The sequence below is a fragment of the Seohaeicola saemankumensis genome, assembly GCF_021021435.1.
Lineage (GTDB): Bacteria > Pseudomonadota > Alphaproteobacteria > Rhodobacterales > Rhodobacteraceae > Seohaeicola.
The window spans coordinates 249,073-275,029 of the sequence record NZ_JAINWI010000011.1 but is presented as its reverse complement, the minus strand read 5'-3'; the positions used below and the strand labels follow the sequence as shown (position 1 = coordinate 275,029).

Here is a 25,957-nt window from a genome sequence, read left to right as displayed (position 1 = left end):
AAGTTTAACGCAGACGTGGTGGAGCGGTCTCTACTTGATCGAATTTTACCGAATCCCGCGCAAGCCCGACGAAATCGAACAAATTCGGGTCCAGCAGATGCGAGGGCCGCGCATTCATCAGAGCGCGGAACATCACTTGCCGCCGTCCGGGGCTGTTCTTTTCCCAACCGTCAAGGATCTGTTTCACTTGCTGGCGCTGCAACCCGTCCTGCGAGCCGCAAAGATCGCAAGGGATGATCGGATAGTGCATCGCGCGGGCAAAACGCTCGCAGTCATCCTCGGCGACATGGGCCAGAGGTCGCAGAACGAATAGGTCGCCTTCCTCGTTCACCAGTTTCGGGGGCATCGTGGCCAACCGACCGCCATGAAAGAGATTCATGAAAAATGTCTCTAGAATATCGTCACGGTGATGGCCCAGTACGACTGCGGAGCAGCCTTCCTCGCGGGCGATCCTGTACAGATTGCCACGCCGCAGGCGTGAACATAGCGCGCAATAGGTGCGACCGGCGGGCACTTTGTCTACGACGATAGAATAGGTGTCCTGATATTCGATCCGGTGTGGCACGCCCATGCGCTGCAAAAACTCGGGCAGAACGGTTGCCGGAAAACCGGGCTGTCCCTGATCCAGATTGCAGGCCAGCAGGTCCACCGGCAAAAGGCCGCGCCATTGCAATTCGTGCAATACCGCCAGCAATGTATAACTGTCCTTGCCGCCGGACAGACAGACCAGCCAGCGGGGACGCGCCTCGGGGTTGGCGGAATCGCGTTCGATCATGCCATATTGCTCGATCGCCTCGCGGGTGTATTGCACAATGCGTTTGCGAAGCTTCTTGAACTCGGTGCTTTTGGGCGCACCGTGGAACAGCGGATGGATATCGTCGGATTCGTCAAGCATGCTGGGCCTCATCTGTCTTGCATGGCTTAGCTTGCAACCCGTTGAAATGCCAGCCTCGCAGTTTTCTGCATCCGTTTTATGGCACTGGCCGTAATTCCATCGGGACACAAAGGAGATGGTCATGCGACTTTGGGCGGCGGCGATTGTAGTAGTTCTGGCGGGTTGTACCGGCAAACCAGCGCTGGAGGATGAGAAACTCAGCACCCGCAACTTGAACCTCGAGGAGTTTTTCGAAGGAAAAACCGTGGCCTATGGCCAGTTTCAGGATATCTTCGGCACGGTCCGCCGCCGATTCGAGGTCGACATTACAGGCACATGGGACGGCGAAACGCTTACCTTGATCGAGGATTTTGTCTACGAGGACAAAAGCACCGAGCAGCGTATCTGGACCCTTGTGAAAACCGGCGGGGACACGTGGCGCGGTACCGCGCCCGGTGTCATCGGCGAGGCCTTTGGCAAGGAGCGTGGCGATACATTCAATTGGCGCTATACCATCGACCTGCCGGTTCCCGATGGCACCTTGCGCGTCGCATTTGACGACTGGATGTGGCTGCTGACCGAGGACCGGTTGCTGAACCGCGCCTATATGAAACGTTTTGGCGTCGATATCGGAGAGGTGATCATCACCTTCGAGAAGGTCTGAACCGGATCAGATTTACTAATATAGCAGGCACAGAAGGCCCAGTTCCGGCAAACTGGACTGCATTCTATCGGTCGCTGTTGTGGGGCGTGCTGCCGGGGTCATGTGTGCATCCCTTCCCATGCGGCACCGGATCATAACCCGTGCCACCCCAAGGATGGCATCGTCCGATCCTGCGGGCGGCCAGCCATGTGCCTTTTATCGCGCCGTGTTTTTCCAGTGCTTCCAGCGCATAGGCCGAACAGGTTGGCAGATAGCGGCAGTTGAAGCCGACCCAAGGCGAGAACACCATCCGGTAGACGCGGACGGGCAAGGCAACGATGTGGGCAAGCGGAGTCATGGGCGCGCCTGATGGAGTTTCTTCAAGGCCGATATAAGATCGCGTTTCAGTTCCTCAAAGGGGCGTGCGGCAGTGGCTTCCTCGCGCCCGATCAGCACATAGTCCCACCCGTCGCGGCCATGTTCCGGCAGGACCAGACGCGCCACTTCCCGCAGGCGGCGTTTGGCACGGTTGCGCGCGACGGCATTGCCGACTTTCTTGGTGCAGGTGAAACCGACGCGGATGCCGGTTGCCGCTTCGTCCGTGCGCCGCTGACGTGCTTGCAGCATCATGCCCGCCGTGCCCTGCCGTCCCGCACGGGCGCAGCGCAGGAAATCGGCACGGATTTTCAGGACGTGAATTTTCGGCGGCGATTGTCGCGCCCAAACGGAAAACGCCGGAGACCTGTCCCCGGCGCTGGCAGATGTGCCAGTCTCGGGGGTCTCCGGCGGTGTCATGCCTTCTACAGAATGCTGGCGCTTACGCGCTCAGCACCTTCCGGCCGCGAGCGCGGCGGGCGTTCAGGATCTTGCGACCGTTCTTGGTGGCCATACGCGCGCGAAAGCCGTGACGGTTCTTGCGCACGCGGTTCGAGGGTTGAAAGGTGCGTTTCATCGCTCCGTCTCCAATACAAATGCCGATTGCGAACCAGATTCGCGTCGGCCCGTGATATCCGAAGCCCGTCCTATAGAGAGGGGTTTTTCACAAGTCAAACAGTGCCCGCCGCTTTTCGGGCTGTTTTGCAACAAAAAACACAAGCGGGATGGCAAGATCAACCGCCCGGAGGGACAAATGTTTCAGTTCTGACCGAAAACTCCCAGAATCGGGAGATGAATGTCACTCGGGATCAAGCCAGCGTGAGGGGGCCAGCAAGCCCCTGTTATTGCTTGCCTGCTCCGCGCATCTTGGCCGCAATCAGAAATACGGGATTCAGGACATGACGGATATGAGCGATAACGACCCAAGCACGGCAGACGGACCCGCAAGTATACTGCGCCGGTTACCTTTGATCGTGATACTGACCGTCGCTGGGATCGGGGCGTTCACCTTGCGCGATGTGCTGACATTCGACATGCTGCGCGACAACCGCGAGGCTTTGCTGGCCTTTCGCGATGCCAATTACTTTATGACAGTGCTGCTGTTCATGCTGGTCTATGTCCTCTTTGTTGCCTTCTCGCTTCCAGGTGCCACGCTTGCCACGCTGACCGGCGGCTTCCTGTTCGCAACCTTTCCCGGTGCCCTGTTCAATGTGGCGGCTGCCACGATCGGGGCCACGCTGATTTTTCTGGCGGCACGCTGGGGTCTGGGTGAACGGCTGGCAGCAAGGATGGAAAGCAGTGAGGGCACAGTCAAACGGATCAAGGACGGAATCGACGAGAACCAGTGGTCCATGCTTTTTCTGATCCGCCTTGTGCCTGCCGTGCCCTTCTTTGTCGCGAACCTGGTGCCGGCGCTTGTGGGTGTGCCGCTCAACCGGTTTGTGATCTCGACTTTTCTGGGCATCATTCCGGGTGGCGTTGTTTATACTTCGGTGGGCGCCGGGCTGGGCGAGGTGTTCGCCCGCGGCGAGACACCTGATCTGGGCATTATCTTCGAGCCGCAGATCCTTTTGCCGATACTGGGCCTGTGCCTTCTGGCGGCGCTGCCGGTCGTGATCAAGGCGCTGCGGCGCGGAAAGGGCATCTGATGACCCATATCAAGACAGATATCCTTGTTATCGGGGCAGGATCGGGCGGTTTGTCCGTTGCGGCTGGGGCCGTGCAGATGGGGGCCGATGTGACCCTTCTGGAAGGTCACAAAATGGGCGGCGATTGCCTGAACTACGGCTGCGTGCCCTCGAAGGCGCTGCTGGCGGCGGGGCATGCCGCGCACGCGATGACAACGGGCGCGGATATGGGGATCACGCCCGTGACGCCCAAGGTCGACTATGCTGCGGCCAAGGATCATGTGGCTGGCGTGATCGCACAGATCGAACCTGTCGACAGCCAGGAACGGTTCGAGGGGCTTGGCGTGCGGGTGATCCGTGCATTCGGTGCCTTTACAGGACCCAATACCGTGCAAGCAGGTGATCACACAATCACCGCAAGGCGCATCGTGATTGCCACCGGGTCGCGTCCTTTCGTGCCGCCGATACCTGGTCTGGACACGGTGCCCTACCTGACGAACGAGACCTTGTTCGACTCGCGCGAAAAGCCCGGTCACCTGTTGATCATCGGTGGCGGTCCCATCGGAATGGAAATGGCGCAGGCGCACCGGCGGCTGGGTTGCGATGTGACGGTGATCGAAGGCGCCAAAGCCTTGGGCAAGGATGATCCCGAACTGGCCGCCATTGTGCTGGACAGCCTGCGTGATGAGGGCATCGCCATCGAGGAAGAGGCGCAAGCCGCCGAAATGCGCGGCAAAGTGGGTGCGATTGAGGTGCAGACCAAGGACGGGCGCGTCTTCAAGGGCAGCCACCTGCTGATCGCGGTGGGGCGGAAATCAAATACCGACAGCCTGAACCTCGATGCCGCAGGGATCGAGACCACAAAGACCGGCATCAAGGTGGATGCACGTATGCGGACCACGAACCGCCGCGTATTTGCGATCGGCGATGTTGCAGGCGGCCTGCAATTCACTCATGTTGCAGGCTATCATGCGGGGCTGATCATCCGTCAGGCGCTGTTCGGTCTGCCCGCCAAGCAGAAAACCGCCCATATCCCTTGGGCCACCTATACCGATCCGGAACTGGCCCAAGTCGGTCTGACCGAGGTGCAGGCGCGCAAGGAACACGGGATCTATTCCGAAGTTGTGCGCTTCGAATACCATCACAACGACCGCGCCATTGCGACAAGGCAAACAAAGGGTCTGATCAAGGTTATGGTCTACAAAGGCCGGCCTGTCGGGGCGTCGATTGTCGGACATCAGGCAGGCGAACTGATCACCCTGTGGTCGCTTGCCATAGCCAACAACCTCAAGATGTCGGCGGTCGCGGGTATGGTTGCGCCCTATCCCACGATATCCGAGATCAACAAACGCGCAGCAGGGGCCTATTTCTCGCCGCGACTGTTTGATAACCCTACTGTGAAAAGGGTTGTTGGTCTGGTGCAGAAGTGGCTGCCATGACCCAGTAAAGAGGCATTGATGCTGCATTCGCTTTCGGGACGGTTCCTGATTTTGACCATCATCTTCGTGATGCTGGCCGAAGTTCTGATCTTCGTTCCGTCCGTGGCCCGCTTCCGCGAGGATTATTTGCTTCTGCGTCTGGAACGGGCGCAGATCGCCAGCCTTGCGCTTCTGGCGGACGAGGTGATCTCGCCCGATCTGGAAGAGGAACTGCTGCGCAATGCCGAAGTCTTCAACGTCGTGTTGCGCCGTGACGAGGCGCGGCAATTGATCCTGGCCTCTCCTATGCCGCAGGCGGTGGATCGTACCTATGATCTGCGCGATCCTTCTGCGCTGGAACTCATCCGCGATGCGATGGTGCAGCTTCTGGACCCTGTCCCCGAAGTGATCCGCGTGATCGGCAATCCCACCCGCGAGGCTGGATTGCTGATCGAGGTCACGATGGAGACCGGCCCCTTGCGAACCGCGCTGCTGGACTACGGATTGCGTATTCTTGTGCTGTCGGCCGTCATCTCGATCTTTACCGCGATGCTGTTGTTCCTGGCCGTGCAGCGGTTGTTGGTCATGCCCATTGCACGCGTCGCGCGGGCGATGACCCATTATGCCGAGGCGCCCGAGGATGGCCGGCGGATCATCGAACCGACATCGGGGATCAGCGAATTGCGGCAGGCCGAGGATGCGCTGCAAAGCCTGCAAACCCAGTTGACCAGTGCGCTGAAACAAAAGGAGCGGCTGGCCCAGCTTGGCGGGGCCGTGGCCAAGGTTAGCCATGACCTGCGGAATATGCTGACGTCGGCCCAGCTTTTTGTCGACCGGATCGAGATGTCGGAAGATCCCGCTGTCAAACGTCTTGCGCCCAAGCTGGTGAATTCGATCACCCGCGCGGTGCATCTGTGCGAAAGCACACTGGCGTTTGGCAAGGCGGAAGAGCCTCCGCCCAAGCTGCGCGAGGTGGTGTTGCTTGATGTCGTGTCGGATGTACTTGACAGCGAGAGGCTGGCGCTGGGAGATGCCGATATCAGCCTCTCCGAGGATGTGCCTGCCAAGCTGGCCGTGCAGGTCGACCCCGAGCAGTTGTTCCGCGTGTTGTTCAATCTGGTCCGCAATGCACGGCAGGCCATCGCGCAGACAGGGCAGGCAGGCGAGATCAGCGTCGCTGCACAGGACAAACCTGCGGCCTGGATCATCCGCGTCAGCGATACCGGCCCCGGCCTGCCCGCCAAAGCGCGCGAGCATCTGTTCCAGCCGTTCCAGGGTGGCGCGCGCAAGGGTGGCTCGGGTCTGGGGCTTGTGATCGCACAGGATCTGATCCGTGCACATGGCGGGCAGTTGGAACTGGAGGATACAGGGCCGCAAGGCACGACATTCGTGATCACCCTGCCCAAGGCGAATGCCTGAAGCCGTACCGACAGAGTTTGCCTTGGTCTGCCATCTCGGTCGAAAGCCGTCGTGCATCCCGCGCCGCGCGAATGCGGACAAGGCGACACAAAACTAGGTCGATAAAAAACGCACTGGCCCCTTGCCAAGCCCGAGCCTTGCGTCTAAACCCCGCCTCCACGGACTGGTAGCTCAGTTGGATAGAGTACTTGACTACGAATCAAGGGGTCGGGGGTTCGAATCCTCCCCAGTCCGCCACTTACCCTTGACATTATTGAATAAAGTTCAATTTTCAGGCTAAAGCCCCACGTAACAACACTGCGTCAACAGGTTAGGCAAAAACCTTTTGGTGCGTTTCATGCTTAGCCACTTCCTCCAACCGGTCCCTGACTTGAGTGCGCCGAAGATTGCAGCATCCTCTTGTTTATTTCTTATTGTGGACTTGCCCGGCTTTTGTGAAGAGCGTTTAGCTCACTTGCCGCGCCCGCTTATCGAGATCTGGGTGCAGCGTTTGGCTCACTGGCATGGCGTTCCTGGCTCAGCCAACCTGTCAGCGTCGATGCCCCGATACCATGATCCTCCGCGATCTCCCGCCGCGTCCGACCACTGGTCAGCGCCCGCCGGACCGCTTCACACCGAAACTCCGGCATGGGTCTGTTTCCGTTTCCCATAGAGCACCTCCTGGTTCCTCAGTTGGTGCTCTCTACATTCCCCGGGCAAGTCCATCTCGGTTCCGAGGAGGAGCCTAGCGAATACGCGCCCTGCCGGTTTGCGTGCAGAGGCCTTAGCGCGATGCAGCAGGATTAAGGTGCAGTCATTCTGGCCTGCGGGAACGGACTATGTTGCGATCAGGTCGCAGCCGTCTGACGGCTTTCGCGGTAGACGATGTAGATACCGCTCAGCACGATGACCGAGGCACCCGCCAGCGTCCAGATGCCGGGTGTGTCGCCCCAGATCAGCCAGCCCAGCAGCGATGCCCAAATCAACGCGGTATAGTCGAAAGGTGCGACAATCGCCGCAGGAGCCAACCGGAAGGCCTGCCCGATCAGCGTGATTCCAAGCGCGCCAAAAACGGCTTGCGCCACGAAGAAGGGCAGGTCTGACGCCAGCACGGGCACCCAGACCGTTGCCGCGAAAGGCGCAGCATAAAGCATCGGGAAAAACATGACAAAAAGCATCATGGTCCACATGCTTTCCCGCCGGTCCAGCATGCGCGCGCTGATCATGAACAGTGCGTATAGAATGGCCGTGGACAGCACGTAAAGCGAGGCGGGCTGGAACGTCGCACCGCCGGGCCGTACGATGATGAGAACACCGATAAAGCCGACCAGCACGGCAAGCCAGCGCCGCCAGCCGACGGCCTCGCCCAGAAGCGGTACGGACAGGGCGGTGATAAAGATCGGCGCCGAAAAGACCAGTGCTGTTGCCTCGGCCAGTGCCAGCGCCTCAAGCCCTTTGAAAAAGGTATAGGCGCCGCCCAGCATCAACAGGCCGCGCAGGGCGTGGATGGGCAGGTTTCGGGTTCTGAAACCGCAGGTGCCGACCATGTAGAGGACCATGGCCGCCACCATTGGCAAGGCAATAAGATTGCGGAAAAAGACGATCTGGATCGGGTCGTAGCGATTGACCAGCAGTTTCGCGAGGGCGTCGTTGGTCGCTAGGAATGCCACGCCGCCACAAATTGTCAGGATCGCCAGTCTGGTGCGCCCGCCCTCGATTTCCGTGCCCTGCCGCATCTGGTTCTTGCTCCCCGCTGGGTGTGACTGTTTCCATAGCGTCAGCGCGGTTGCAAGGCCTTGGGGGTGTTCCGCTGTGACCGCGTCTGGACTCATGTCGTAAATTGCGGTTCATGCGGCGCTGCAGCGAAGGCAGGGGTCTGCCAGCCGTGGAAGATGGGGCAGACTGTCACGTCCAGCGAAAGGGGCCCGGAATGTTTCAGATTCTATCGGGTATTTGGGCCCTGCTGCTGGGCGTCGTTCTGATCATGCTGGGCAACGGGATGCATTTCACGCTGATCGGTCTGCGCGGCGGGATCGAGGGATTCTCGGCGGCAGAGCTTGCGATTGTCACCTCGGGCTACTTTGTCGGCTTCCTGTCGGGTGCCAGATATGCCCCTGTCCTGATCCGGCGGGTCGGGCATGTGCGCGTCTTTGCGGCGCTGGGCAGTTTCATGTCGGCAGGGCTGATTGCCTTTCCTTTGCTGACCGAACCTTGGGCATGGACGATTCTGCGTTTGCTGGTAGGCTTTTGCATGTCGGGCATCTATGTGGTCGCGGAAAGCTGGTTGAACAATGCGGCCACCAACGAGACAAGAGGCAAGGTGCTGTCGGCCTATATGATGGCGCAGACCTTGGGGATCATCGGGGCACAAGCGCTGTTGACGACGGGCAATGCGGCGACGTCGGTGCTGTTTATCGGTGCGTCCATTCTGGTATCGGTGTCCTTCGCGCCAATCCTGTTGTCGGCAACGCCGGTGCCTGCGGCCGATGTCGCGCGACCCATGTCGTTGCGGCAGTTGTTCAGCAACTCTCCGCTGGGCACGTTGGGTATTTTCCTGCTGGGCGGTGTTTATGCCACGCAATCGGGGATGGGTGCTGTCTTTGGCAGCCAGATCGGGATGAGCGCGGATCAGATCGCGCTGTTCGTCGCGATGCTTTTTGCAGGGGCTTTGGTGTTGCAATACCCCATCGGCTGGCTGTCGGACCGGATGGACCGGCGCAAGCTGATCTTCGGTGCGGCCTTGCTGGGGGCTGCTGCTTGCGTGGCGGGCTGGATGACAGGGGGCGGCCTTCTGCCTCTGATGGTGGCAGCGTTTGTGGCAGGCGGGGTGACGACGCCGCTCTATGCGCTCTTTCTGGCCTATACGAATGACTCTCTGACGGTCGAAGAAATGCCGGCCGCGTCGGGCGGATTGGTGTTCACATTCGGCCTGGGCGCCATTCTTGGCCCGCTTGTCACCGGCTGGGCGATGCAGGGGGCAGGGCCGTTTGCGTTCTGGTTGGTTCTGGCGGCCACGTTCGTGGCGATCGCGCTCTATGCGCTTTACCGGATGACGCAGCGCATAGGGGTCGCCGTGGCGCAGACCGACAGCTATCTGGGCATCCTTCCCACATCGTCACCCGTTGTGGTCGAAGCGGCGGGAACATGGTCTGCGGAACAGGCCGAGGCCGAGCGCGAGGCGGGTGGAACTCCTTAAGCCTGTCATATATCCGGTGCGTTGACCTTGCCGTTGCCGCCGCTATGGTCCCCAAGACGCTATAGCGGAGGGAAAGCAATGACACGCCACGAGACACCAAAAGCCGGGCCAATTGATGCGGCCAGCCTTGACCGGCTGGCGGAACTGGCGGTCAAGGTCGGGCTGAACCTGCAACCAGGTCAGGATCTGCTTCTGACCGCCCCGATCGAGGCATTGCCGCTGGTAAGGCGGGTAGCCGAACATGCCTACAAGGCAGGCGCAGGGCTGGTCACGCCGCTTTTTTCCGATCCCGAAGTGGCGCTGGCGCGCTATCGCTACGGGGCCGATGCCAGCTTCGACAAGGCAGCGGGCTGGCTTTATGATGGCATGGGGCAGGCCTTTGATGCCAATACCGCAAGGCTGGCGATCGTGGGCGACGATCCGATGTTGCTGGCTGCTGAAGACCCCGAAAAGGTGGGACGCGCAAACAAGGCCAATTCCATCGCCTATACGCCTGCGCGTGAACGGATCACGAATTTTGCGATCAACTGGAATATCATCTCTTGGCCGGGCAAGGCATGGGCCCAACTGATGTTCCCTGATCTGCCCGAGGTCGAGGCCGTGGCAAAGCTGGCGCAAGCGATCTTTGCCGCGTCCCGTGTGGATCAGGGCGATCCGGTGGCGGCTTGGGCCGGCCACAACGCAAAGCTGCGCGAGCGGTCGGACTGGTTGAACGGGCAGGCTTTTGGCGCGCTGCATTTCACAGGGCCGGGCACCGATCTGACCGTCGGGCTGGCGGATGGCCATGAATGGATGGGTGGCGCGTCGATGTCGCGCAACGGCATCATCTGCAATCCGAATATTCCGTCCGAGGAAGTGTTCACCACACCCCATGCGCTGCGGGTCGAGGGGCATGTCTCGTCGACCAAGCCGCTATCGCATCAGGGTAGCCTGATCGACGGCATCCGTGTCACGTTCGAGGGCGGGCGCATCACCGAGGCCCATGCCACAAAAGGGCAGGAGGTTCTGCGGCGCGTTCTTGATACCGACGAGGGTGCAAGGCGGCTGGGCGAGGTGGCGCTGGTGCCGCACGGATCGCCGATCTCGCAATCGGGGCTCCTTTTCTACAATACACTGTTTGACGAAAATGCTGCCTGCCATATCGCTTTGGGCCAGTGTTATTCCAAATGCTTCAAGGGCGGGGACAAGATGACGCCCGCGCAGATTGCCGCGCAGGGCGGCAACAGCAGTGCGATCCATATTGACTGGATGATCGGATCGGACCAGATCGACATCGATGGCGTGCACAAGGATGGCCGCCGTGAACCGGTGTTCCGCAAGGGAGAGTGGGCCTGACCCGCGATCAACCTGACGTAGCGAAAGCCTGCCGAAACTGGTTGCACAGGACAAAGCGTCACAGCTAAGCTGTGATCACCACCCGCATGGCGGGCGCGACCAACTGAAAACAAACGGAGGGCCGCTTTGGCTGACCCATCCGGAACATAAACGGGAGTTGATCCATGAGATCCATATTCACAACCGCCGCTTCGCGGACGGGCCGTGCTGCGTTGATGGCAGGTGCAGCGCTGGCGATGACCATGACCTCGGCCAGCGCCGAAACCCTGCGTTGGGCGCGCGTCGCCGATGCGCTGACGCTGGACCCGCATTCGCAGAACGAAGGCCCGACCTCGACGCTGCTTCACCACATCTACGAAACGCTGGTCGGTCGCGCGACCGATGGTTCGCTTGAACCGCGTCTGGCCACCGAATGGTCGATCAGCGAAGAAGACCCGACCGTCTGGGTGTTCAGGCTGCGCGAGGGTGTGACCTTCCATGACGGTGCGGAATTCACCGCCGAGGATGTTGTCTTCTCGCTTGACCGTGTGCGTGCCGAAAGCTCGGGCTTCAAGGCGCTGCATTCCGCCGTGGAAAGCGTGTCGATGGTCGACGACTATACCGTACATGTGAAAATGGCCGGTCCGTCGCCGCTCTATGTGCAGAACCTGACCAACACCTTCATCATGGACAAGGGCTGGGCCGAGGCGAATGACGTCGTGATGCCGCAGAACTTCGCCGCCGGTGAAGAAAACTACGCCGTTCGCAACACCAATGGTACAGGACCCTACACGCTTGTGTCGCGCGATCCCGAAGTGCGGACTGTCATGGCTGCCTTCGAGGGTCACTGGGGTGAAACTCCTGCCGTGACCGAGATCATCTACACCCCGATTTCCGAAGCAGCGACCCGCGTGGCCGCCCTGCTTTCGGGTGAGGTTGACGTGGTGCAGGACGTGCCGGTGCAGGATATCGCGCGTCTGGAGCAGACGGACGGGATCAAAGTTACGACGGGTCCGGAAAACCGGAACATCTTCTTCTCGTATGACATGACCTCTGACACGTTGCGTTCGGCCAATGTCGATGACAACCCGTTCAAAAAGCCCGAGGTGCGTGAAGCGATGTCGTTGGTGCTGGACCGTGACGCGATCCAGCAGGTCGTGATGCGCGGGCAGTCGCAGCCTTCGGCGGCTCCGCTGCCGCCTTTCGTGAACGGCTGGACCGAAGAGATGAACGCCTACAGCGCACCGGATTACGAGCGCGCCGCCGCGCTGGTCGCCGAGGCTGGCTATCCCGATGGTTTCTCGGTTGATCTGAATTGCCCGAATGACCGTTATCTGAACGACGAGGCGATCTGTCAGGCGCTTGTCGGTATGCTGGGACGCGCGAATATCAACGCCAATCTGGTCTCGCAGTCGCGCAGCCTGCACTTCCCGCTGATCGAAAATTGGGAAACCGATTTCTATCTGCTGGGTTGGGGCGTCCCGACCTTCGACTCTGCTTATGTGTTCAACTTCCTTGTGCACACACGTGAAGGCAGCTTCGGCAGCTTCAACGGTTCGCGCTACTCGAACCCCGAACTGGATGCCAAGATCGAAGAACTGGCCACGATGACAGACCTTGAGGCACGTGACGCGTTGATCGCGGAAATCTGGGACAAGGTGATGGAAGACCGTGTTTTCCTGAACGTGCATAACCAGATGCTGGCCTATGCCATGAAGGACAACATCAACCTTGATGTGCATCCCGAGAACCAGCCCAAGATGACAACCGTCACCTTCGGGAACTGATCCCGCTTGATCCTTGCGCCCGTGCAGTTTAACGCTGCGCGGGCGTTTTGCTTTAAGACAACAACACTGACCTAATTGAACCTGTTAACAAGGGCGGAGGCTGTCATGCTGGCCTATATCATCCGACGGATCGCGCAATCAGTGCTGGTGATGCTGGTTGTGGCGCTGGTCTCCTTCGCCCTGTTCCGTTTCGTGGGTGATCCGATCAACTCGATGGTCGGGCAGGAAGCGACAATCGCCGACCGCGAGGCGCTGCGGGACCAACTGGGTCTGAACGACCCGTTCCTGACGCAATTCGCCACTTTCGTCGCGCGCGCCGCACAGGGCGATTTCGGTATTTCCTATCGTCTGCAGCAACCGGTGATGGAGTTGATCCTGTCGCGTTTGCCGGCCACGCTGGAACTGGCCCTGGTCTCGGGCATACTGGCCTTTACCTTTGGGGTGGGTTTTGGCGTCTATACTGCACTCAGGCGCAATGGCTGGCTGTCCAACACGATCATGACGGTCTCGCTGATCGGGGTTTCCTTGCCGACCTTCCTGATCGGTGTGCTGCTGATCTGGGTCTTTGCGGTCGAACTGCAATGGCTGCCCAGCTTCGGGCGTGGTGATGTTGTCAGTGTCGGTGGTTGGCCGACGGGTCTGCTGACGCCATCGGGCCGCGCATCGCTGGTCTTGCCTGCGATTACGCTGGGCTTGTATCAGATGACTCTGATCATGCGCCTCGTGCGGGCCGAGATGCTTGAGGTGTTGCGGACCGATTACATCAAATTCGCCCGTGCTCGTGGATTGGCCAACCGTGCGGTCAACTTCGGCCATGCGCTCAAGAATACGATGGTGCCGGTTATCACGATCACGGGTCTGCAACTCGGGTCGATCATCGCCTTTGCGATCATCACCGAAACAGTCTTCCAGTGGCCGGGTGTCGGTGCGTTGTTCATCAACTCGGTCCGCTTTGTCGATGTGCCGGTGATGGCGGCCTACCTGATGCTGATCGCGCTTGTCTTCGTGATCATCAACCTGATCGTCGATCTTCTTTACTATGTCGTGGACCCGCGCCTACGCGTGGACCGCGCCGCGACCCGTCATTGAACCGTCAGCAAGGAGTGCTGTCATGAACCGATTTGCCCGTATTTGGGATAGCGATATCGCGTGGTCCTTCCGCCATTCTCCGGTGGCGATCGTGGCCACTATCGTGGCGCTGATCATCATTCTGGCAGCGGTTCTGGCGCCATGGATAGCGCCCTATAATCCGTTCGATTCCGCCTCGTTGAACCTGATGGACGGGTTTACCCCGCCGGGTGAGCCGAACCAGTTTACCGGCAATACCTATCTGATGGGCACCGACAATCAGGGCCGGGATATCTTCTCGACCATCCTTTACGGCGCGCGTATCTCGTTGTTCGTGGGCTTTGCGGCGGTGATCTTTGCCATGGTGCTGGGGATCGGTTTGGGCCTTCTGGCAGGCTGGCGCGGCGGTTGGGTCGACAGCCTGCTGATGCGCGTCGCCGATGTGCAATTGTCCTTCCCGTCGATCCTGATCGCGCTCTTGATCTTCGGTGTGGCGCGCGGGTTTATTCCGCCGTCGATGCGCGAAGAGGTGGCGATCTGGGTGCTCATCGTGTCCATCGGCCTGTCCGACTGGGTGCAATATGCCCGTGTCGTGCGCGGGGCGGCGATGGTCGAGAAATCCAAGGAATATGTGCAAGCCGCCCGCGTTATCGGCGTGCATCCGGCGCGTATCGTGCTGCGCCATATCCTGCCCAATGTGATGGGGCCGGTTCTGGTGATCGCGACCATCGGTCTGGCGCTTGCGATCATCGCCGAGGCGACACTGTCTTTTCTGGGTGTCGGTGTACCGCCAACGCAGCCCAGCCTTGGCACGTTGATCCGGATCGGCCAGCAATACCTGTTCTCGGGAGAATGGTGGATTCTGCTCTTCCCCTCAATCGCGCTGCTGCTTCTGGCGCTGTCGGTGAACCTGCTGGGTGACTGGCTGCGCGATGCGCTGAACCCAAGGCTGAGGTGACATGATGACCGATGCTCTGCTGTCTGTCCGCAATCTGCGGGTCGAATTTCCCACAAGGCGCGGCGTGCTGACCGCGATCGACGATGTGTCCTTCGATATCATGCCGGGCGAGGTGCTGGGCGTGGTGGGCGAATCCGGTGCAGGCAAATCGCTGACGGGTGCGGCGATCATCGGCCTGCTGGAACCGCCGGGCCGGATCGCGGGCGGCGAGATCATGCTGAAGGGCCAGCGGATCGACAATCTGGGGGCCGAGGCGATGCGCCGTATCCGTGGCAAGCGGATCGGCATGGTGTTTCAAGACCCGCTGACCAGCCTCAACCCGCTTTATACTGTGGCGCAGCAGTTGATCGAGACCATCCGCACCCATGCCGACATATCCGAGGCCGAGGCGCGCAAGCGGGCTGTGGCCTTGTTGGATCGCGTCGGCATTCCGGCAGCAGCACGGCGGATCGACGATTATCCGCACCATTTCAGCGGCGGGATGCGGCAGCGAGTGGTGATCGCTCTTGCGCTGTGCGCCGAGCCGGAACTGGTCATCGCGGATGAGCCGACAACGGCGCTGGATGTGTCGGTGCAAAGCCAGATCATTGACCTCATCAAGGAAATCTGCGCCGAACGCGGGGCGGCAGTCATGCTGATCACCCATGATATGGGTGTGATCGCGGAAACAGCGGATCGTGTGGCGGTGCTCTATTCCGGTCGCGTTGCTGAAATCGGACCCGTGACGCAGGTGATTACTGCGCCGGAACATCCCTACACGGTGGGGCTGATGGGGTCGATCCCGACACTGACACAGGACCATGCGCGGCTGGTCGCAATCCCAGGAGCGATGCCGCGCCTGAATGCGATTCCGCAGGGTTGCGCCTTCAATCCGCGCTGTGAACGCGCCTTTGACCGCTGCTTTGCCGCGCGGCCAGAGCCGCTGCCAAGGGGGGACAGGCGGCAGGTTGCGTGCTGGCTTTATGATGCGGTCGCCCCCGCAGCCGAGGAGAAAGCCAATGTCTGATGCGTTGTTGAAGGTCGAAAACCTGACCCGCTATTTCGACGTGTCCAAGCCTTGGCTCAACCGCATGCTCGAGCGCGAGGACAAGCAGTTTCTGACCGCCGTGGCTGATGTGAATTTCGAGATAAAGCGCGGCGAGACCTTCGCGCTGGTGGGGGAAAGCGGATCGGGCAAGTCCACCATTGCCAAGATGGTGGTGGGTCTTCTGGGCGCGTCTGACGGGACGATCGAATTCGACGGGCACAAGATGACCGGCACCGCCGGCGCCGAGATGCGCGATCTGCGGCGGCGGTTCCAGATGATCTTTCAAGACCCGTTCGCCAGTCTCAATCCGCGCTGGCGGGTTGGCGATATCATCGCCGAGCCAATCCATACATTCGGCCTGCTGAAAGGCGCCGAGGTATCGAACCGCGTCGGCGAGTTGCTGGATACCGTCGGCCTGTCCGCCAAGGATGCCGAGAAGTTTCCGCACGAGTTTTCAGGCGGTCAGCGCCAGCGGATCGCGATCGCGCGGGCCTTGTCGTCAAAGCCGGAATTCATCGTTTGCGACGAACCGACATCGGCGCTGGATGTGTCCGTGCAGGCGCAGATCCTGAACCTGATGAAGGATCTGCAGGACGAGATGGGGCTGACCTATCTGTTCATCAGCCACGATCTTTCAGTGGTGCGGCACATGGCGAACCGGATCGGTGTTCTCTATCTGGGGCGTCTGGTCGAGGTGGCGGACGGCAAGCGGCTGTTCTCCGAGCCGCAGCATCCCTATACGCGGATGCTACTGGACGCTGTGCCGGATCTGGCCCTGTCAGGGCGGCGGCGCAAGCCGGTCGAGGGCGAGATCCCCAATCCGATCAGCCCGCCGCCCGGCTGCGCCTTCCACCCGCGCTGTCCGTTGGTGATGCCGCGTTGCAAAGTCGAAGCACCCGTTCAGGTGCCCACGCCAACAGGCCGTGCGGCCTGTTTCGCACTGGAAAAGCAACCGGCCTGAATGCGGACCGGTCTGTTTTTGAATATTCGAGGCAAGATGAAAGCGTAGTGCAGCCCTATGCAGGCTGGGTTGCACGCCTGATATGGGCCAATGCTTTGACCACACTGGGGCTAAGCCCCTCTGTGGTGGTGGCAGAAGAGTCCAACAGGCCTTCGCGCATACGCGGTTCCCAGAACTCGTTGATATGATGCGCGATACCGGTGGCCGGATCGCCAGGCTGGGTGTCAAAGAAAATGGCGATCTGATTGGCCATCTTGACCAGTTTTTTGGCGGGGGATGCGGTCATTGCGGGCCTCGTGTCAGGATGCGTGCAGGATGAGTGAAAACTTGCGCCTGCCCTGATTTGGCACGCGCGGCCAGCGTAACGCCTGCGGTTTCTGCGAGGGCCACGCCAGCGGTTGTAGGCGCGGAGGCCGCGATCAGGCAGGGCGCGCCGAACATGGCGCATTTCTGAACCATATCAACCGAGACACGGCTGGTCAGCACGATGGCCCCCGAGGAAGGCGCAATCCCCGCACGGGCCAACGCACCGCAAAGTTTGTCCAGCGCGTTGTGGCGGCCTACATCCTCGCGGGCGGCAATGATGCCTTGGCCGGGCACGTAGAAGCCAGCGGCATGGACAGCGCGAGTCTCGTCATGCAGGGGCTGGACCCCGCGCAAGCCTTCCATCGCAGCAGTCAGATCGGCAGGTGTCAGGTGCAGCTTGTCAGCGGGCAGTGGCGGCGTTGCGCGCAATGCCTGATCCAGACTGTCAATTCCGCACAGGCCGCAACCCACAGGCCCGGTCGTGGCGCGCCGCCGCGCGGCCAGTTTCTGCGCTTGGTTGTTGGGTAACCACATACGCAACTCGATCCCTTTGGCGTGGTGCAGTATTTCGATCTCGCCCAGATCGGCGGGGCAGCCCACGATCCCTTCGGACAGGGAGAAACCCGTTGCGAAATCCTCAAGATCCGCTGGCGTGCCCATCATTACCGCCAGGGTGGTTCCGTTGAAGACAAGGGCCAATGGCACTTCCTCGGCCAATGGACGATCCGCCACATGGGGCGGCGGTGTGGTGCTGCGCTGGGGCAGGAGCGGGCTACGGCTTGTCACTGGACTACTCCGCAGCCGGAAGAATGCGCCGCGACCGTTCAGCATGTTCTGCGTAGTCGCGCTGCCATTCGGATGGGCCGTTCGACAGCGCGACCTGTACGGCGGTCACTTTGTATTCGGGGCAGTTCGTGGCCCAGTCGCTGTGATCGGTGGTGATGACATTCGCCTGCGTCACCGGATGGTGGAATGTCGTATAGACGACACCGGGCGACACGCGGTCGGTCAGATGCGCGCGCAGGCTGGTCTCGCCCGCCCGCGATGCAAGGCGTACCCAGTCATCCTGCTTGACGCCGCGCAGTTCCGCGTCATGAGGGTGAATTTCCAGCACATCCTCGGGATGCCATGCGGCGTTGTCAGTGCGCCGAGTCTGCGCACCGACATTGTATTGCGACAGGATTCGCCCCGTCGTCAGCAGCAGCGGGAAACGCGGGCCTGTGCGTTCCTCGGTCGCAACATATTCGGTCGTGATGAACCGCCCGCGCCCGCGCACGAACCCGTCGACATGCATGATCGGTGTACCCTCGGGCGCGGCCTCGTTGCAGGGCCATTGAACCGAGCCTTTTTCCTCAAGCATCTCGTAGGAGACACCGGCGAAGCTGGGTGTGGTTGCCGCGATCTCGTCCATGATCTGGGCGGGATGGGTATAGGCCCAGTGCGCGCCCATCGCATTGGCCAGCGCCTGCGTCACTTCCCAATCGGCAAGTCCGTTGCGCGGAGCCATGACACGGCGCACGCGGTTGATACGGCGCTCGGCATTGGTGAAGGTGCCGTCCTTTTCCAGAAAGGTCGAACCGGGCAGGAAGACATGCGCGTAATTCGCGGTTTCGTTCAGGAAAAGATCCTGCACGATCACACATTCCATCGCAGCAAGGCCCGCCGCGACATGGTGCGTATCGGGATCGGATTGCAGAATATCCTCGCCCTGAACATATAGCCCCTTGAATGTACCCTCGACGGCGGCATCCAGCATATTGGGGATGCGCAGCCCTGGTTCCGCGTCGATGGTCACACCCCAGAGCTGTTCAAACACTGCGCGGGTCGCATCGTCCGAGACATGACGATAACCAGGCAATTCATGCGGGAAGCTGCCCATGTCGCAGGCACCCTGCACGTTGTTCTGTCCCCGTAACGGGTTCACACCGACACCGGGCCGGCCCAGATTTCCGGTCATCATCGCCAGATTGGCGATGGCCATGACGGTTGTGGAGCCTTGGGAATGTTCTGTCACGCCAAGCCCGTAATAGATCGAGCCGTTGCCGCCCGTGGCGAATAGCCTTGCCGCGGCGCGCAGTTCGGCGGCGGGCACGCCTGTCAGCATCTCCGTCGCCTCGGGCGCGTGGCGCGGGTCGCTGGCGAATTCGGCATAATCGGCGAATTCGGACCAATCGCAGCGGGTGCGGATGAAATCCTCATCCGCCAACCCTTCGGTCACGATCACATGCGCGATAGAAGTCAGAACAGCCACATTCGTGCCGGGCCGCAAGGGTAGGTGATGTGCGGCCGCGACATGGGCGGATTTCACCAGATCAATCCGGCGGGGGTCGATCACGATCAGCTTGGCCCCCCGCCGCAGGCGTTTTTTCAGACGGCTGGCAAAGACAGGATGCGCGTCGGTCGGGTTGGCACCGATCACGATCACCACATCGGTATGCTCGACGCTGTCGAAATCCTGCGTCCCTGCCGAGGTGCCGAATGTGGTCCGCAAGCCGTAGCCTGTGGGCGAATGGCATACGCGTGCGCAGGTGTCGGTGTTGTTGTTGCCGAACACCGCGCGGATCATTTTCTGCACCAGATAGGTTTCTTCATTGGTGCAACGGCTCGAGGTGATGCCGCCGATGGAATGCTTTCCATGCTTGGCCTGAATTGCGCGCAGGCGGGTTGCGGTAAAGCCGAGTGCCTCCTCCCATGACACTTCACGCCACGGGTCTTCGATCCGGTCACGGATCATCGGATTCACGATGCGGTCGGTATGGCTGGCATAGCCATAGGCAAAGCGGCCCTTGACGCAGGAATGGCCACGGTTCGCCTTGCCATGCTTGTAAGGCACCATACGCACCAGTTGATCACCGTTCAGTTCCGCCTTGAAGGAACAGCCCACACCGCAATAGGCGCAGGTGGTGATGACAGACCGCTCCGGCGTGCCCAATGCGATCACGGATTTTTCCTGTAGCGTCGCGGTGGGGCAGGCCTGCACACAGGCACCACAACTGACGCAATCCGAGGACATGAAATCATCGCCCGCAGCGCCTGCAGACACGCGGCTGTCAAAGCCACTGCCGGTGATCGTCAGCGCGAAGGTGCCTTGCACTTCCTCGCAGGCGCGCACGCAGCGCGAGCAGACGATGCATTTGGCGGGATCATAGGTGAAATAGGGGTTGCTGTCGTCCTTGGGGATGTAGTTCGGGTTCGCCTCGCCATTCTGGCGGGGCTGGAAATGGGTGTCCACGGCCTCGTAGCGCACATCGCGCAGACCTACGGCACCGGCCATATCCTGTAATTCGCAATCGCCATTGGCCGAACAGGTCAGACAATCCAGAGGGTGATCCGAGATATAAAGCTCCATCACGCCTTTGCGGATCTTGCGGACCTTGGAGGATTGCGTCTGCACGACCATGCCTTCAGAAACGGGTGTGGTGCAGGAGGCGGGCGTGCCGCGACGCCCTTCGATCTCGACCACGCAGAGGCGGCATGACCCGAAAGCTTCAAGACTGTCAGTCGCGCAAAGCTTCGGCACCTGAATGCCCGCCTCTGCGCTGGCCCGCATCACCGATGTTCCCTCGGGCACGGTCACGTCGAACCCGTCGATCTTCAGGGTGATCATGTTCAGACTGCGCGACGCGGGCGTGCCCATGTCGCGGTCATCTTTCGGGGGAAGAATGAAATCTTTCATTCAGCGGCCTCCTTCGCGGTGACGAAATCGTCTGGGAAATGGGTAAGGGCCGACATCACCGGATAAGGTGTGAAGCCGCCCAATGCGCAGAGCGATCCGTCTTTCATTGTCTCGCAGAGGTCGGTCAGCAGCGGGATTGCATCCGCATCGCCGCGTGCGATCCGGTCCACAGTTTCCACGCCCCGCACCGCACCAATCCGGCAGGGGGTGCATTTCCCGCAGGATTCTACGGCGCAGAATTCAAAGGCAAAGCGCGCCATGCCCAACATGTCGGCACTGTCGTCAAAGACCACAACCCCGGCATGACCGATCAACCCGCCCTGACCGTCGAATTCCTCGTAGCCGAAAGGTGTGTCGAATTTTGTGCGCGGGAAATAGGCCCCCAATGGGCCACCCACTTGCACCGCCTTGACGGGGCGGCCTGTGCGCGTGCCGCCTGCGATGTCATCGACGATCTTGCCCAGGCTCAGACCGAAGGCGGTTTCGAACAGCCCGCCCTGCTTGACGTTTCCAGCGATCTGCAAGGGGATCGTGCCGCGCGACCGGCCCAACCCGAAATCGCGGTAATGGGCGGCACCTTTCTCGAAAATCACCGGCACGGTCGCCAGCGAAATCACGTTGTTCACAACTGTGGGTTTGCCCATGAAACCCTCAAGCGCGGGCAAGGGGGGCTTGGCCCGCACGACACCTCGCTTGCCTTCAAGCGAGTTGAGCAGTGATGTCTCCTCGCCGCAGACATAGGCCCCCGCGCCTACGCGGATTTCCATGTCGAACGCGGGGCCTGTGCCCAGCACGGATGCGCCCAGCAGATCCGCCTGCCGCGCGATGCTGACGGCAGCGTTCATCACCTCGATCGCGTCGGGATATTCCGAGCGCAGATAGACAAAGCCTTTGGTCGCGCCCACACCCAGCCCTGCGATAACCATGCCTTCAATCAATGTGAAGGGATCGCCTTCCATGATCATGCGGTCGGCAAACGTGCCGCTGTCGCCCTCATCCGCATTGCAGACGATGTATTTGCGGTCGGCCTGCGCTTTTCGCACTGTGTCCCACTTGATGCCTGTCGGGAAACCCGCGCCGCCACGCCCGCGCAATCCGCTGTCGGTCACCTCGGCCACGATCCCCGCGCTGCCCATGTCCAGCGCGCGGCGCAAGCCGGACAAGCCGCCATGTGCTTCGTAATCCTCAAGAGACAGCGGGTCGATTACGCCGCAGCGGGCAAAGGTCAGGCGCGTCTGTCGCGCCATCCACGTGAGTTCTTCCACCAGACCCAACGCTTTGTCATGGGCCTCTGGCATATCAAGGATCATTGCCACATCGGCAGGTGTCACGGGGCCGAAACCGATCCGTCCTTCGGGCGTTTCAATTTCGAGCAAGGGTTCCAGCCAGATCATGCCGCGGCTGCCGTTACGGACCAGTGTCAGATCGATATTGCGCGCGCGCGCCTCGGACAGCAGCGCCTCGGCCACATCATCCGCGCCCATTGCAAGGGCGGCGGAATCGCGGGGAATCCAGACCTTCATGCCCCCGCCTCCGACAGAATTCTATTCATCCGTGCCGTATCGACACGTCCCAGAACCTTGCCGTCTACCATCGCGGCAGGGCCGCAGGCGCACAGCCCCAGACAATAGACCGGTTCGATTGTCACCGCGCCATTGGCCGTGGTCCCGTGCCAGTTAACACCAAGGCGGGCCAGTGTTTCATCGGCCAGCGCATGAGCGCCCTGCGCCTGACAGGCTTCGGCGCGACAGATCTTGACCACGTGGCGGCCTGCGGGTGCGTCGCGGAAATCATGGTAGAAGGTGATCACACCGTGCACTTCCGCACGACCTATATTCAGCGCGTCTGCGATTTGCGGCACGGCGTCCTGCGGGATGAACCCGAAGCTTTTCTGGATTGCGTGCAGGATTGGCAGCAGCGGCCCTTCCAGATCGGCATGTGCGGCCAGAACCTCCTCGGTCCGTGCCCGGACCTCCTCGATCGGGAAAGGGCGGTGCAGGGTGTCTGGCATGGCGCTTGGCTCCGGCAGGACGAAACATCGCCTGCATCATCGCAGGGTTACACGGCCAATCAATATCGTATTCCGGTTGTTTGATAGTCATAACCTATCATAAGGGTCGCTCATGTCGCAGGATCGGGTCGGTTTTCCGCCATGGCCTGTGCCTGATGTAAAAGCGCTGCCAGAACCGGTGTGTGCGGCTCTCTGTACGGTGCGATCAGCCCGACGGCATGACTGGCGGCCGGATCTGTCAAAGGCACAGCTACAAGATCGCCGCCCTTGAGGAAAATCTCGGCGGCTTTCAGGGGCAGAACCGTGGCCCAGCCACCTGCCAGCACATGGCTGATCAGCACGATCACGGATGAGGCCTCGACCATCGGGACCACGCTTACACCGGCCTGCGCCATATGCAGGTTGATAATCCGGCGGTTCTGCATGTCGGGTGTCAAAAGGCACAAGGGCAGATCGGCCAGATCGGTCCAGCGCAATTCCTCATGCTTGGCCAGCGGATCATCGGCGCGCAACACCAGACAGTAACGCTCGGAATAGATCGGAACCGTGCTGACCCGCCCGAGCGGTTCGTTATCCAGATAGCTGATGCCTGCGTCGATCTGTAAATTCTCGAGCATGGCCAGAATCTCGATCGAGGTCGAGGACCGCACGGTGAACCGCACATTCGGATGTTTGCGGCTGAACTGGGTGGTCAGGTCGGAGACCAGCGTCAGCGCTGTTGGGATCACTGCCAGCCGCAGGTTGCCGGACAGGCCCCGTTTGGCGGCCCGCATTTCCTCGCGCATGGTGCGGGTGTCGCCAACGATCTGGCGCGCCCATTCCAGCACCCTCTGGCCTTCGGGCGTGAGCCCCTGAAACCGCGATCCCCGCCAGACCAGCATGACGCCCAACTGGTCCTCAAGCTGCTTGATCGCGGCTGACAGGCTGGGCTGGGTGACGCCGCAGGATTCGGCTGCGCGGCCAAAATGCTGCTCGCGCGCCAAGGCAATGAACATCTCGAGTTTGTCGATCATGGCCGCGACTATCGCGGGAAACCAAGGGTAACGAAAGGGCTTTTGCGGCTACCGGCTTCGCCGCTTCGTCCTGCTTCAAATATCCAAGTACAGCTTGCGTGGAGCGCGACGCGCCAAGCCTTGGCATTCCGGCTTGTGCTCTCTATCACTTTGGCAGACATGCTGCGGGCATCCCTTGTCAGGCCCGCGACGACGGAGGGTTCTATGCCGCAGCACCAGCACATTCCCACTCTTGCGCCTGTTGCCCCGTGATGCGTGATGTTGTCCTGACATGCGCCCGATGGTGCGACCGGATCACAACGCTGGTCTGTGCCGCAGCGCTGGCATTGCTGGTCGGGACGGTGCTGGCCGTTGTTCTGCTGCGTTTCGGCTTTGATATGGGCTTTATCAAGCTGCAGAACCTTGCGGGATATGCCTTTGCCGTGTTGCTGATCCTGTCCCTGCCCTATTGCCTGGCGCGCGGCGGTCATGTGCGCGTGGATGTCCTGTCAGAGCAGTTGCCGCCCGCCTATCTGCGCCGTGCCGATCTGGTGGCGCTGGTCTGTTTTCTGATGCCCGTCTTCGGCCTGATGATCTGGGCCTTTCTGCCCGATCTGCGCTACAGTTGGGCCATCCGCGAGGGCGCGATCGAAACCGGCGGACTGGGCGGTGTCTATCTGGTCAAGTCCACGGTCGCCCTGTCCGGGGCTTTGATGATCGTCCAAGGGATCGCCGCCGTGTTGCGACCGGACCCTGCCGGTGCGGCGGACCCGTCATGACACTGCCCGAGGTTTTCCTGATCGTGCTGGGCCTTGGTCTTGCGGCGGGTATCCTCAGCGGTATCCCTGCCATGCTGGCGATTGCAGGTGTGCCCTTCGCTGTGGCTGTGCTGGGCAGTCTGGTCGGTGCCTTCGATCTGGGCTTTTTGAATTTCTTCCCCGCCCGTGTCTACGGGATCATGTCCAATCCCTTGCTGATGGCAGTGCCGCTTTTCGTGTTGATGGGTGTCATGCTGGAAAAATCGCGCGTGTCCGAGCGGATGTTGCAGGTGCTGGGCCAAATGCTGGGAGGATCGGCGCGCGGCATGGCAGTGTCGGTTCTACTGTTCTCGGCGATCATTGCGGCCTCGACGGGGATTGTGGGCGCGACCGTGGTGATGCTGGTGCTGATGAGCCTGCCCGCGATGCTGCAGGCAGGTGTGCCCAAGCCTCTGGCGGCGGGCTTGATCTGTGCGGGCGGAACTTTGGGGCAGATCATCCCGCCCTCGATCCTGCTGGTGCTTCTGGGCGACCAGATCGGCAATACCTATCTGGAGGCGCAGCAGCGCGCGGGAAATTTTGCGCCCGATGCTGTTTCGGTCGGTGATCTGTTCGCAGGGGCCTTACTGCCGGGTCTGATGCTGGTTGCGCTTTACGCGGTTTACGCCTTTGCGGTGTTGACGGTTGCAGGGCGCGCGACACCCAAAACGGCGCCAGTGGCACGTCCTTCGCTGGCAGTTGTCCTGAACAGTTTTGCACCGCCGTTGTTGATGATCCTCGCGGTGCTTGGCTCGATCCTTGCCGGTGTCGCCACCACGACCGAGGCGGCGGGGCTGGGCGCTGTCGGTGCGCTGATGCTGGCGGGTTATCACCGTCCCGGTGCCGGGCGCTGGCTGGTGGGGTTGGGCGCATTGGCGGTTCTGGCCCTTTTGATGCTGCGTCTGCTCTCCGACGGGCGGGCAGGCCCGGTGATCACGGCGCTCGCGGTGGCGATGGTTGCATTGCTGCTGCTGGGGCTTGCGGTCTCGGTCGTCAAGCTTTGGTCGGCCGGCGTGCTGTCCAGCGCTAGTGACGAAACGTTGCGGATCACCGGGATGGTATTCGGCATCGTCATCGCCGCCTCGATGCTAGCGCTGGTGTTTCGCGGTTTCGGCGGCGAAGAGACTGTGGCGCATCTGATGGAAAACATGCCCGGCGGTGAATGGGGTGCCTTGCTGATCGTGCTGGGCATGGTGTTTCTGCTGGGATTCCTGCTTGAGGCGATCGAGATCATCTATATTGTTGTGCCGCTCTTGGGGCCGCCCCTTCTGGGCGGGGATATCTCGCCTGTCTGGTTCGGAGTGTTGCTGGCGATGAACCTGCAAACCTCTTTCCTGACGCCACCTTTTGGTTTTGCGCTATTCTATTTCCGCTCGGTCGCCCCGCGCAGTATCACGACACGCGATACCTATCTGGGTGTGGCGCCTTTTGTGGTGCTGCAACTGGTCGGGCTTGCTATGTTGATAGCATTCCCGTCGCTCGCCACCTGGTTACCTGGCGTTCTGTTTTGAGACAACCACCCATCACC

The 25,957-nt window shown here is 60.9% G+C and carries 25 protein-coding genes and 1 tRNA gene; 14 read left to right on the top strand and 12 right to left on the bottom strand.

Going from position 1 to position 25,957, the window contains the following annotated elements:
- Nucleotides 1-4 precede the first annotated feature (4 nt).
- Entirely contained in the window at nucleotides 5-895 is an 891-nt protein-coding gene (ttcA, locus tag K7H22_RS09660; protein WP_230800535.1) for a tRNA 2-thiocytidine(32) synthetase TtcA, read from the bottom strand.
- A gap of 121 nt (nucleotides 896-1,016) precedes the next feature.
- Between ttcA and K7H22_RS09655 the strand changes: the two genes are divergently transcribed.
- Nucleotides 1,017-1,538, top strand: a complete 522-nt coding sequence (locus tag K7H22_RS09655; RefSeq protein WP_230800534.1) for a DUF3833 domain-containing protein — start codon at nucleotides 1,017-1,019, stop codon at nucleotides 1,536-1,538.
- A 64-nt stretch (nucleotides 1,539-1,602) separates the two neighbouring features.
- On the opposite strand, the gene yidD is transcribed toward K7H22_RS09655, so the two are convergent.
- From yidD to rpmH, 3 genes are read right to left on the bottom strand one after another with little or no spacing between them, the layout of a single operon-like run.
- Nucleotides 1,603-1,875 (bottom strand): membrane protein insertion efficiency factor YidD, encoded by a 273-nt coding sequence (gene yidD, locus K7H22_RS09650; RefSeq protein ID WP_230800533.1) that lies wholly within the window; start codon nucleotides 1,873-1,875, stop codon nucleotides 1,603-1,605.
- A complete protein-coding gene (gene rnpA, locus K7H22_RS09645) occupies nucleotides 1,872-2,312 on the bottom strand; it encodes a ribonuclease P protein component (protein ID WP_230800532.1) in 441 nt (146 codons plus the stop codon). Before rnpA ends, yidD begins: the two co-directional genes overlap by 4 nt.
- A 22-nt stretch (nucleotides 2,313-2,334) precedes the next feature.
- A complete protein-coding gene (rpmH, locus tag K7H22_RS09640) occupies nucleotides 2,335-2,469 on the bottom strand; it encodes a 50S ribosomal protein L34 (RefSeq protein WP_068289071.1) in 135 nt (44 codons plus the stop codon).
- A 331-nt stretch (nucleotides 2,470-2,800) separates the two neighbouring features.
- On the opposite strand from rpmH, the gene K7H22_RS09635 reads away from it, so the two are divergent.
- From K7H22_RS09635 to K7H22_RS09620, 4 genes are all read left to right on the top strand, one after another.
- Nucleotides 2,801-3,541, top strand: a complete 741-nt coding sequence (locus K7H22_RS09635; RefSeq protein WP_230800531.1) for a TVP38/TMEM64 family protein — start codon at nucleotides 2,801-2,803, stop codon at nucleotides 3,539-3,541.
- Complete coding sequence (locus K7H22_RS09630) at nucleotides 3,541-4,959, top strand: dihydrolipoyl dehydrogenase family protein (RefSeq protein WP_230800530.1); 1,419 nt, start codon at nucleotides 3,541-3,543, stop codon at nucleotides 4,957-4,959. Before K7H22_RS09635 ends, K7H22_RS09630 begins: the two co-directional genes overlap by 1 nt.
- A gap of 18 nt (nucleotides 4,960-4,977) precedes the next feature.
- Nucleotides 4,978-6,357: a sensor histidine kinase gene (locus K7H22_RS09625; RefSeq protein WP_230800529.1), complete on the top strand. Its 1,380-nt coding sequence runs from the start codon at nucleotides 4,978-4,980 to the stop codon at nucleotides 6,355-6,357.
- A 160-nt stretch (nucleotides 6,358-6,517) separates the two neighbouring features.
- Nucleotides 6,518-6,594: transfer RNA gene (locus K7H22_RS09620), tRNA-Arg, on the top strand.
- 230 nt (nucleotides 6,595-6,824) lie between these two features.
- On the opposite strand, the gene K7H22_RS09615 is transcribed toward K7H22_RS09620, so the two are convergent.
- Both K7H22_RS09615 and K7H22_RS09610 read right to left on the bottom strand, forming a co-directional pair.
- A complete protein-coding gene (locus K7H22_RS09615) occupies nucleotides 6,825-6,986 on the bottom strand; it encodes a transposase (protein WP_419248166.1) in 162 nt (53 codons plus the stop codon).
- A gap of 198 nt (nucleotides 6,987-7,184) precedes the next feature.
- Nucleotides 7,185-8,168, bottom strand: coding sequence for a DMT family transporter (locus tag K7H22_RS09610; RefSeq protein WP_230800528.1), 984 nt, complete (start codon nucleotides 8,166-8,168; stop codon nucleotides 7,185-7,187).
- A gap of 98 nt (nucleotides 8,169-8,266) precedes the next feature.
- On the opposite strand from K7H22_RS09610, the gene K7H22_RS09605 reads away from it, so the two are divergent.
- The 7 genes from K7H22_RS09605 (at nucleotide 8,267) to K7H22_RS09575 (ending at nucleotide 16,647) form a co-directional block, all read left to right on the top strand.
- The gene (locus tag K7H22_RS09605) at nucleotides 8,267-9,532 is read left to right on the top strand and encodes an MFS transporter (protein ID WP_230800527.1); all 1,266 of its coding nucleotides are present in this window, start codon (nucleotides 8,267-8,269) and stop codon (nucleotides 9,530-9,532) included.
- 78 nt (nucleotides 9,533-9,610) lie between these two features.
- Nucleotides 9,611-10,867 carry an aminopeptidase gene (locus tag K7H22_RS09600; RefSeq protein ID WP_230800526.1) on the top strand — a complete coding sequence of 419 codons (1,257 nt, stop codon included), beginning with the start codon at nucleotides 9,611-9,613 and terminating at the stop codon, nucleotides 10,865-10,867.
- A gap of 164 nt (nucleotides 10,868-11,031) precedes the next feature.
- The gene (locus tag K7H22_RS09595) at nucleotides 11,032-12,633 is read left to right on the top strand and encodes an ABC transporter substrate-binding protein (RefSeq protein WP_419248165.1); all 1,602 of its coding nucleotides are present in this window, start codon (nucleotides 11,032-11,034) and stop codon (nucleotides 12,631-12,633) included.
- A gap of 105 nt (nucleotides 12,634-12,738) precedes the next feature.
- Nucleotides 12,739-13,722, top strand: a complete 984-nt coding sequence (locus tag K7H22_RS09590; protein ID WP_230800525.1) for an ABC transporter permease — start codon at nucleotides 12,739-12,741, stop codon at nucleotides 13,720-13,722.
- Between the two features lie 22 nt (nucleotides 13,723-13,744).
- The gene (locus tag K7H22_RS09585; protein ID WP_230800524.1) at nucleotides 13,745-14,659 is read left to right on the top strand and encodes an ABC transporter permease; all 915 of its coding nucleotides are present in this window, start codon (nucleotides 13,745-13,747) and stop codon (nucleotides 14,657-14,659) included.
- Nucleotides 14,660-14,663: 4 nt separating this feature from the next.
- Nucleotides 14,664-15,665, top strand: coding sequence for an ABC transporter ATP-binding protein (locus K7H22_RS09580; RefSeq protein WP_230800523.1), 1,002 nt, complete (start codon nucleotides 14,664-14,666; stop codon nucleotides 15,663-15,665).
- On the top strand, nucleotides 15,658-16,647 hold the full coding sequence (locus K7H22_RS09575; protein WP_230800522.1) for an ABC transporter ATP-binding protein: 990 nt from the start codon (nucleotides 15,658-15,660) through the stop codon (nucleotides 16,645-16,647). Before K7H22_RS09580 ends, K7H22_RS09575 begins: the two co-directional genes overlap by 8 nt.
- Before the next feature lie 55 nt (nucleotides 16,648-16,702).
- On the opposite strand, the gene K7H22_RS09570 is transcribed toward K7H22_RS09575, so the two are convergent.
- The 6 genes from K7H22_RS09570 to K7H22_RS09545 form a co-directional block, all read right to left on the bottom strand.
- Nucleotides 16,703-16,933, bottom strand: a complete 231-nt coding sequence (locus tag K7H22_RS09570; protein ID WP_230800521.1) for a formate dehydrogenase subunit delta — start codon at nucleotides 16,931-16,933, stop codon at nucleotides 16,703-16,705.
- On the bottom strand, nucleotides 16,930-17,739 hold the full coding sequence (gene fdhD, locus K7H22_RS09565; protein ID WP_230800520.1) for a formate dehydrogenase accessory sulfurtransferase FdhD: 810 nt from the start codon (nucleotides 17,737-17,739) through the stop codon (nucleotides 16,930-16,932). Before fdhD ends, K7H22_RS09570 begins: the two co-directional genes overlap by 4 nt.
- Before the next feature lie 4 nt (nucleotides 17,740-17,743).
- Nucleotides 17,744-20,629 carry a formate dehydrogenase subunit alpha gene (gene fdhF / locus K7H22_RS09560; protein ID WP_230800519.1) on the bottom strand — a complete coding sequence of 962 codons (2,886 nt, stop codon included), beginning with the start codon at nucleotides 20,627-20,629 and terminating at the stop codon, nucleotides 17,744-17,746.
- On the bottom strand, nucleotides 20,626-22,152 hold the full coding sequence (locus tag K7H22_RS09555) for a formate dehydrogenase beta subunit (RefSeq protein ID WP_230800518.1): 1,527 nt from the start codon (nucleotides 22,150-22,152) through the stop codon (nucleotides 20,626-20,628). The genes fdhF and K7H22_RS09555 overlap by 4 nt, the downstream gene beginning before the upstream one ends.
- A complete protein-coding gene (locus K7H22_RS09550; protein ID WP_230800517.1) occupies nucleotides 22,149-22,640 on the bottom strand; it encodes a formate dehydrogenase subunit gamma in 492 nt (163 codons plus the stop codon). The genes K7H22_RS09555 and K7H22_RS09550 overlap by 4 nt, the downstream gene beginning before the upstream one ends.
- A 110-nt stretch (nucleotides 22,641-22,750) precedes the next feature.
- The gene (locus K7H22_RS09545) at nucleotides 22,751-23,653 is read right to left on the bottom strand and encodes a LysR family transcriptional regulator (protein WP_230800516.1); all 903 of its coding nucleotides are present in this window, start codon (nucleotides 23,651-23,653) and stop codon (nucleotides 22,751-22,753) included.
- Nucleotides 23,654-23,904: 251 nt separating this feature from the next.
- Between K7H22_RS09545 and K7H22_RS09540 the strand changes: the two genes are divergently transcribed.
- Together K7H22_RS09540 and K7H22_RS09535 are read left to right on the top strand one after the other, a co-directional pair.
- Nucleotides 23,905-24,411, top strand: a complete 507-nt coding sequence (locus K7H22_RS09540; protein WP_230800515.1) for a TRAP transporter small permease subunit — start codon at nucleotides 23,905-23,907, stop codon at nucleotides 24,409-24,411.
- A complete protein-coding gene (locus K7H22_RS09535; protein ID WP_230800514.1) occupies nucleotides 24,408-25,940 on the top strand; it encodes a TRAP transporter large permease in 1,533 nt (510 codons plus the stop codon). Before K7H22_RS09540 ends, K7H22_RS09535 begins: the two co-directional genes overlap by 4 nt.
- Nucleotides 25,941-25,957: the final 17 nt, after the last annotated feature.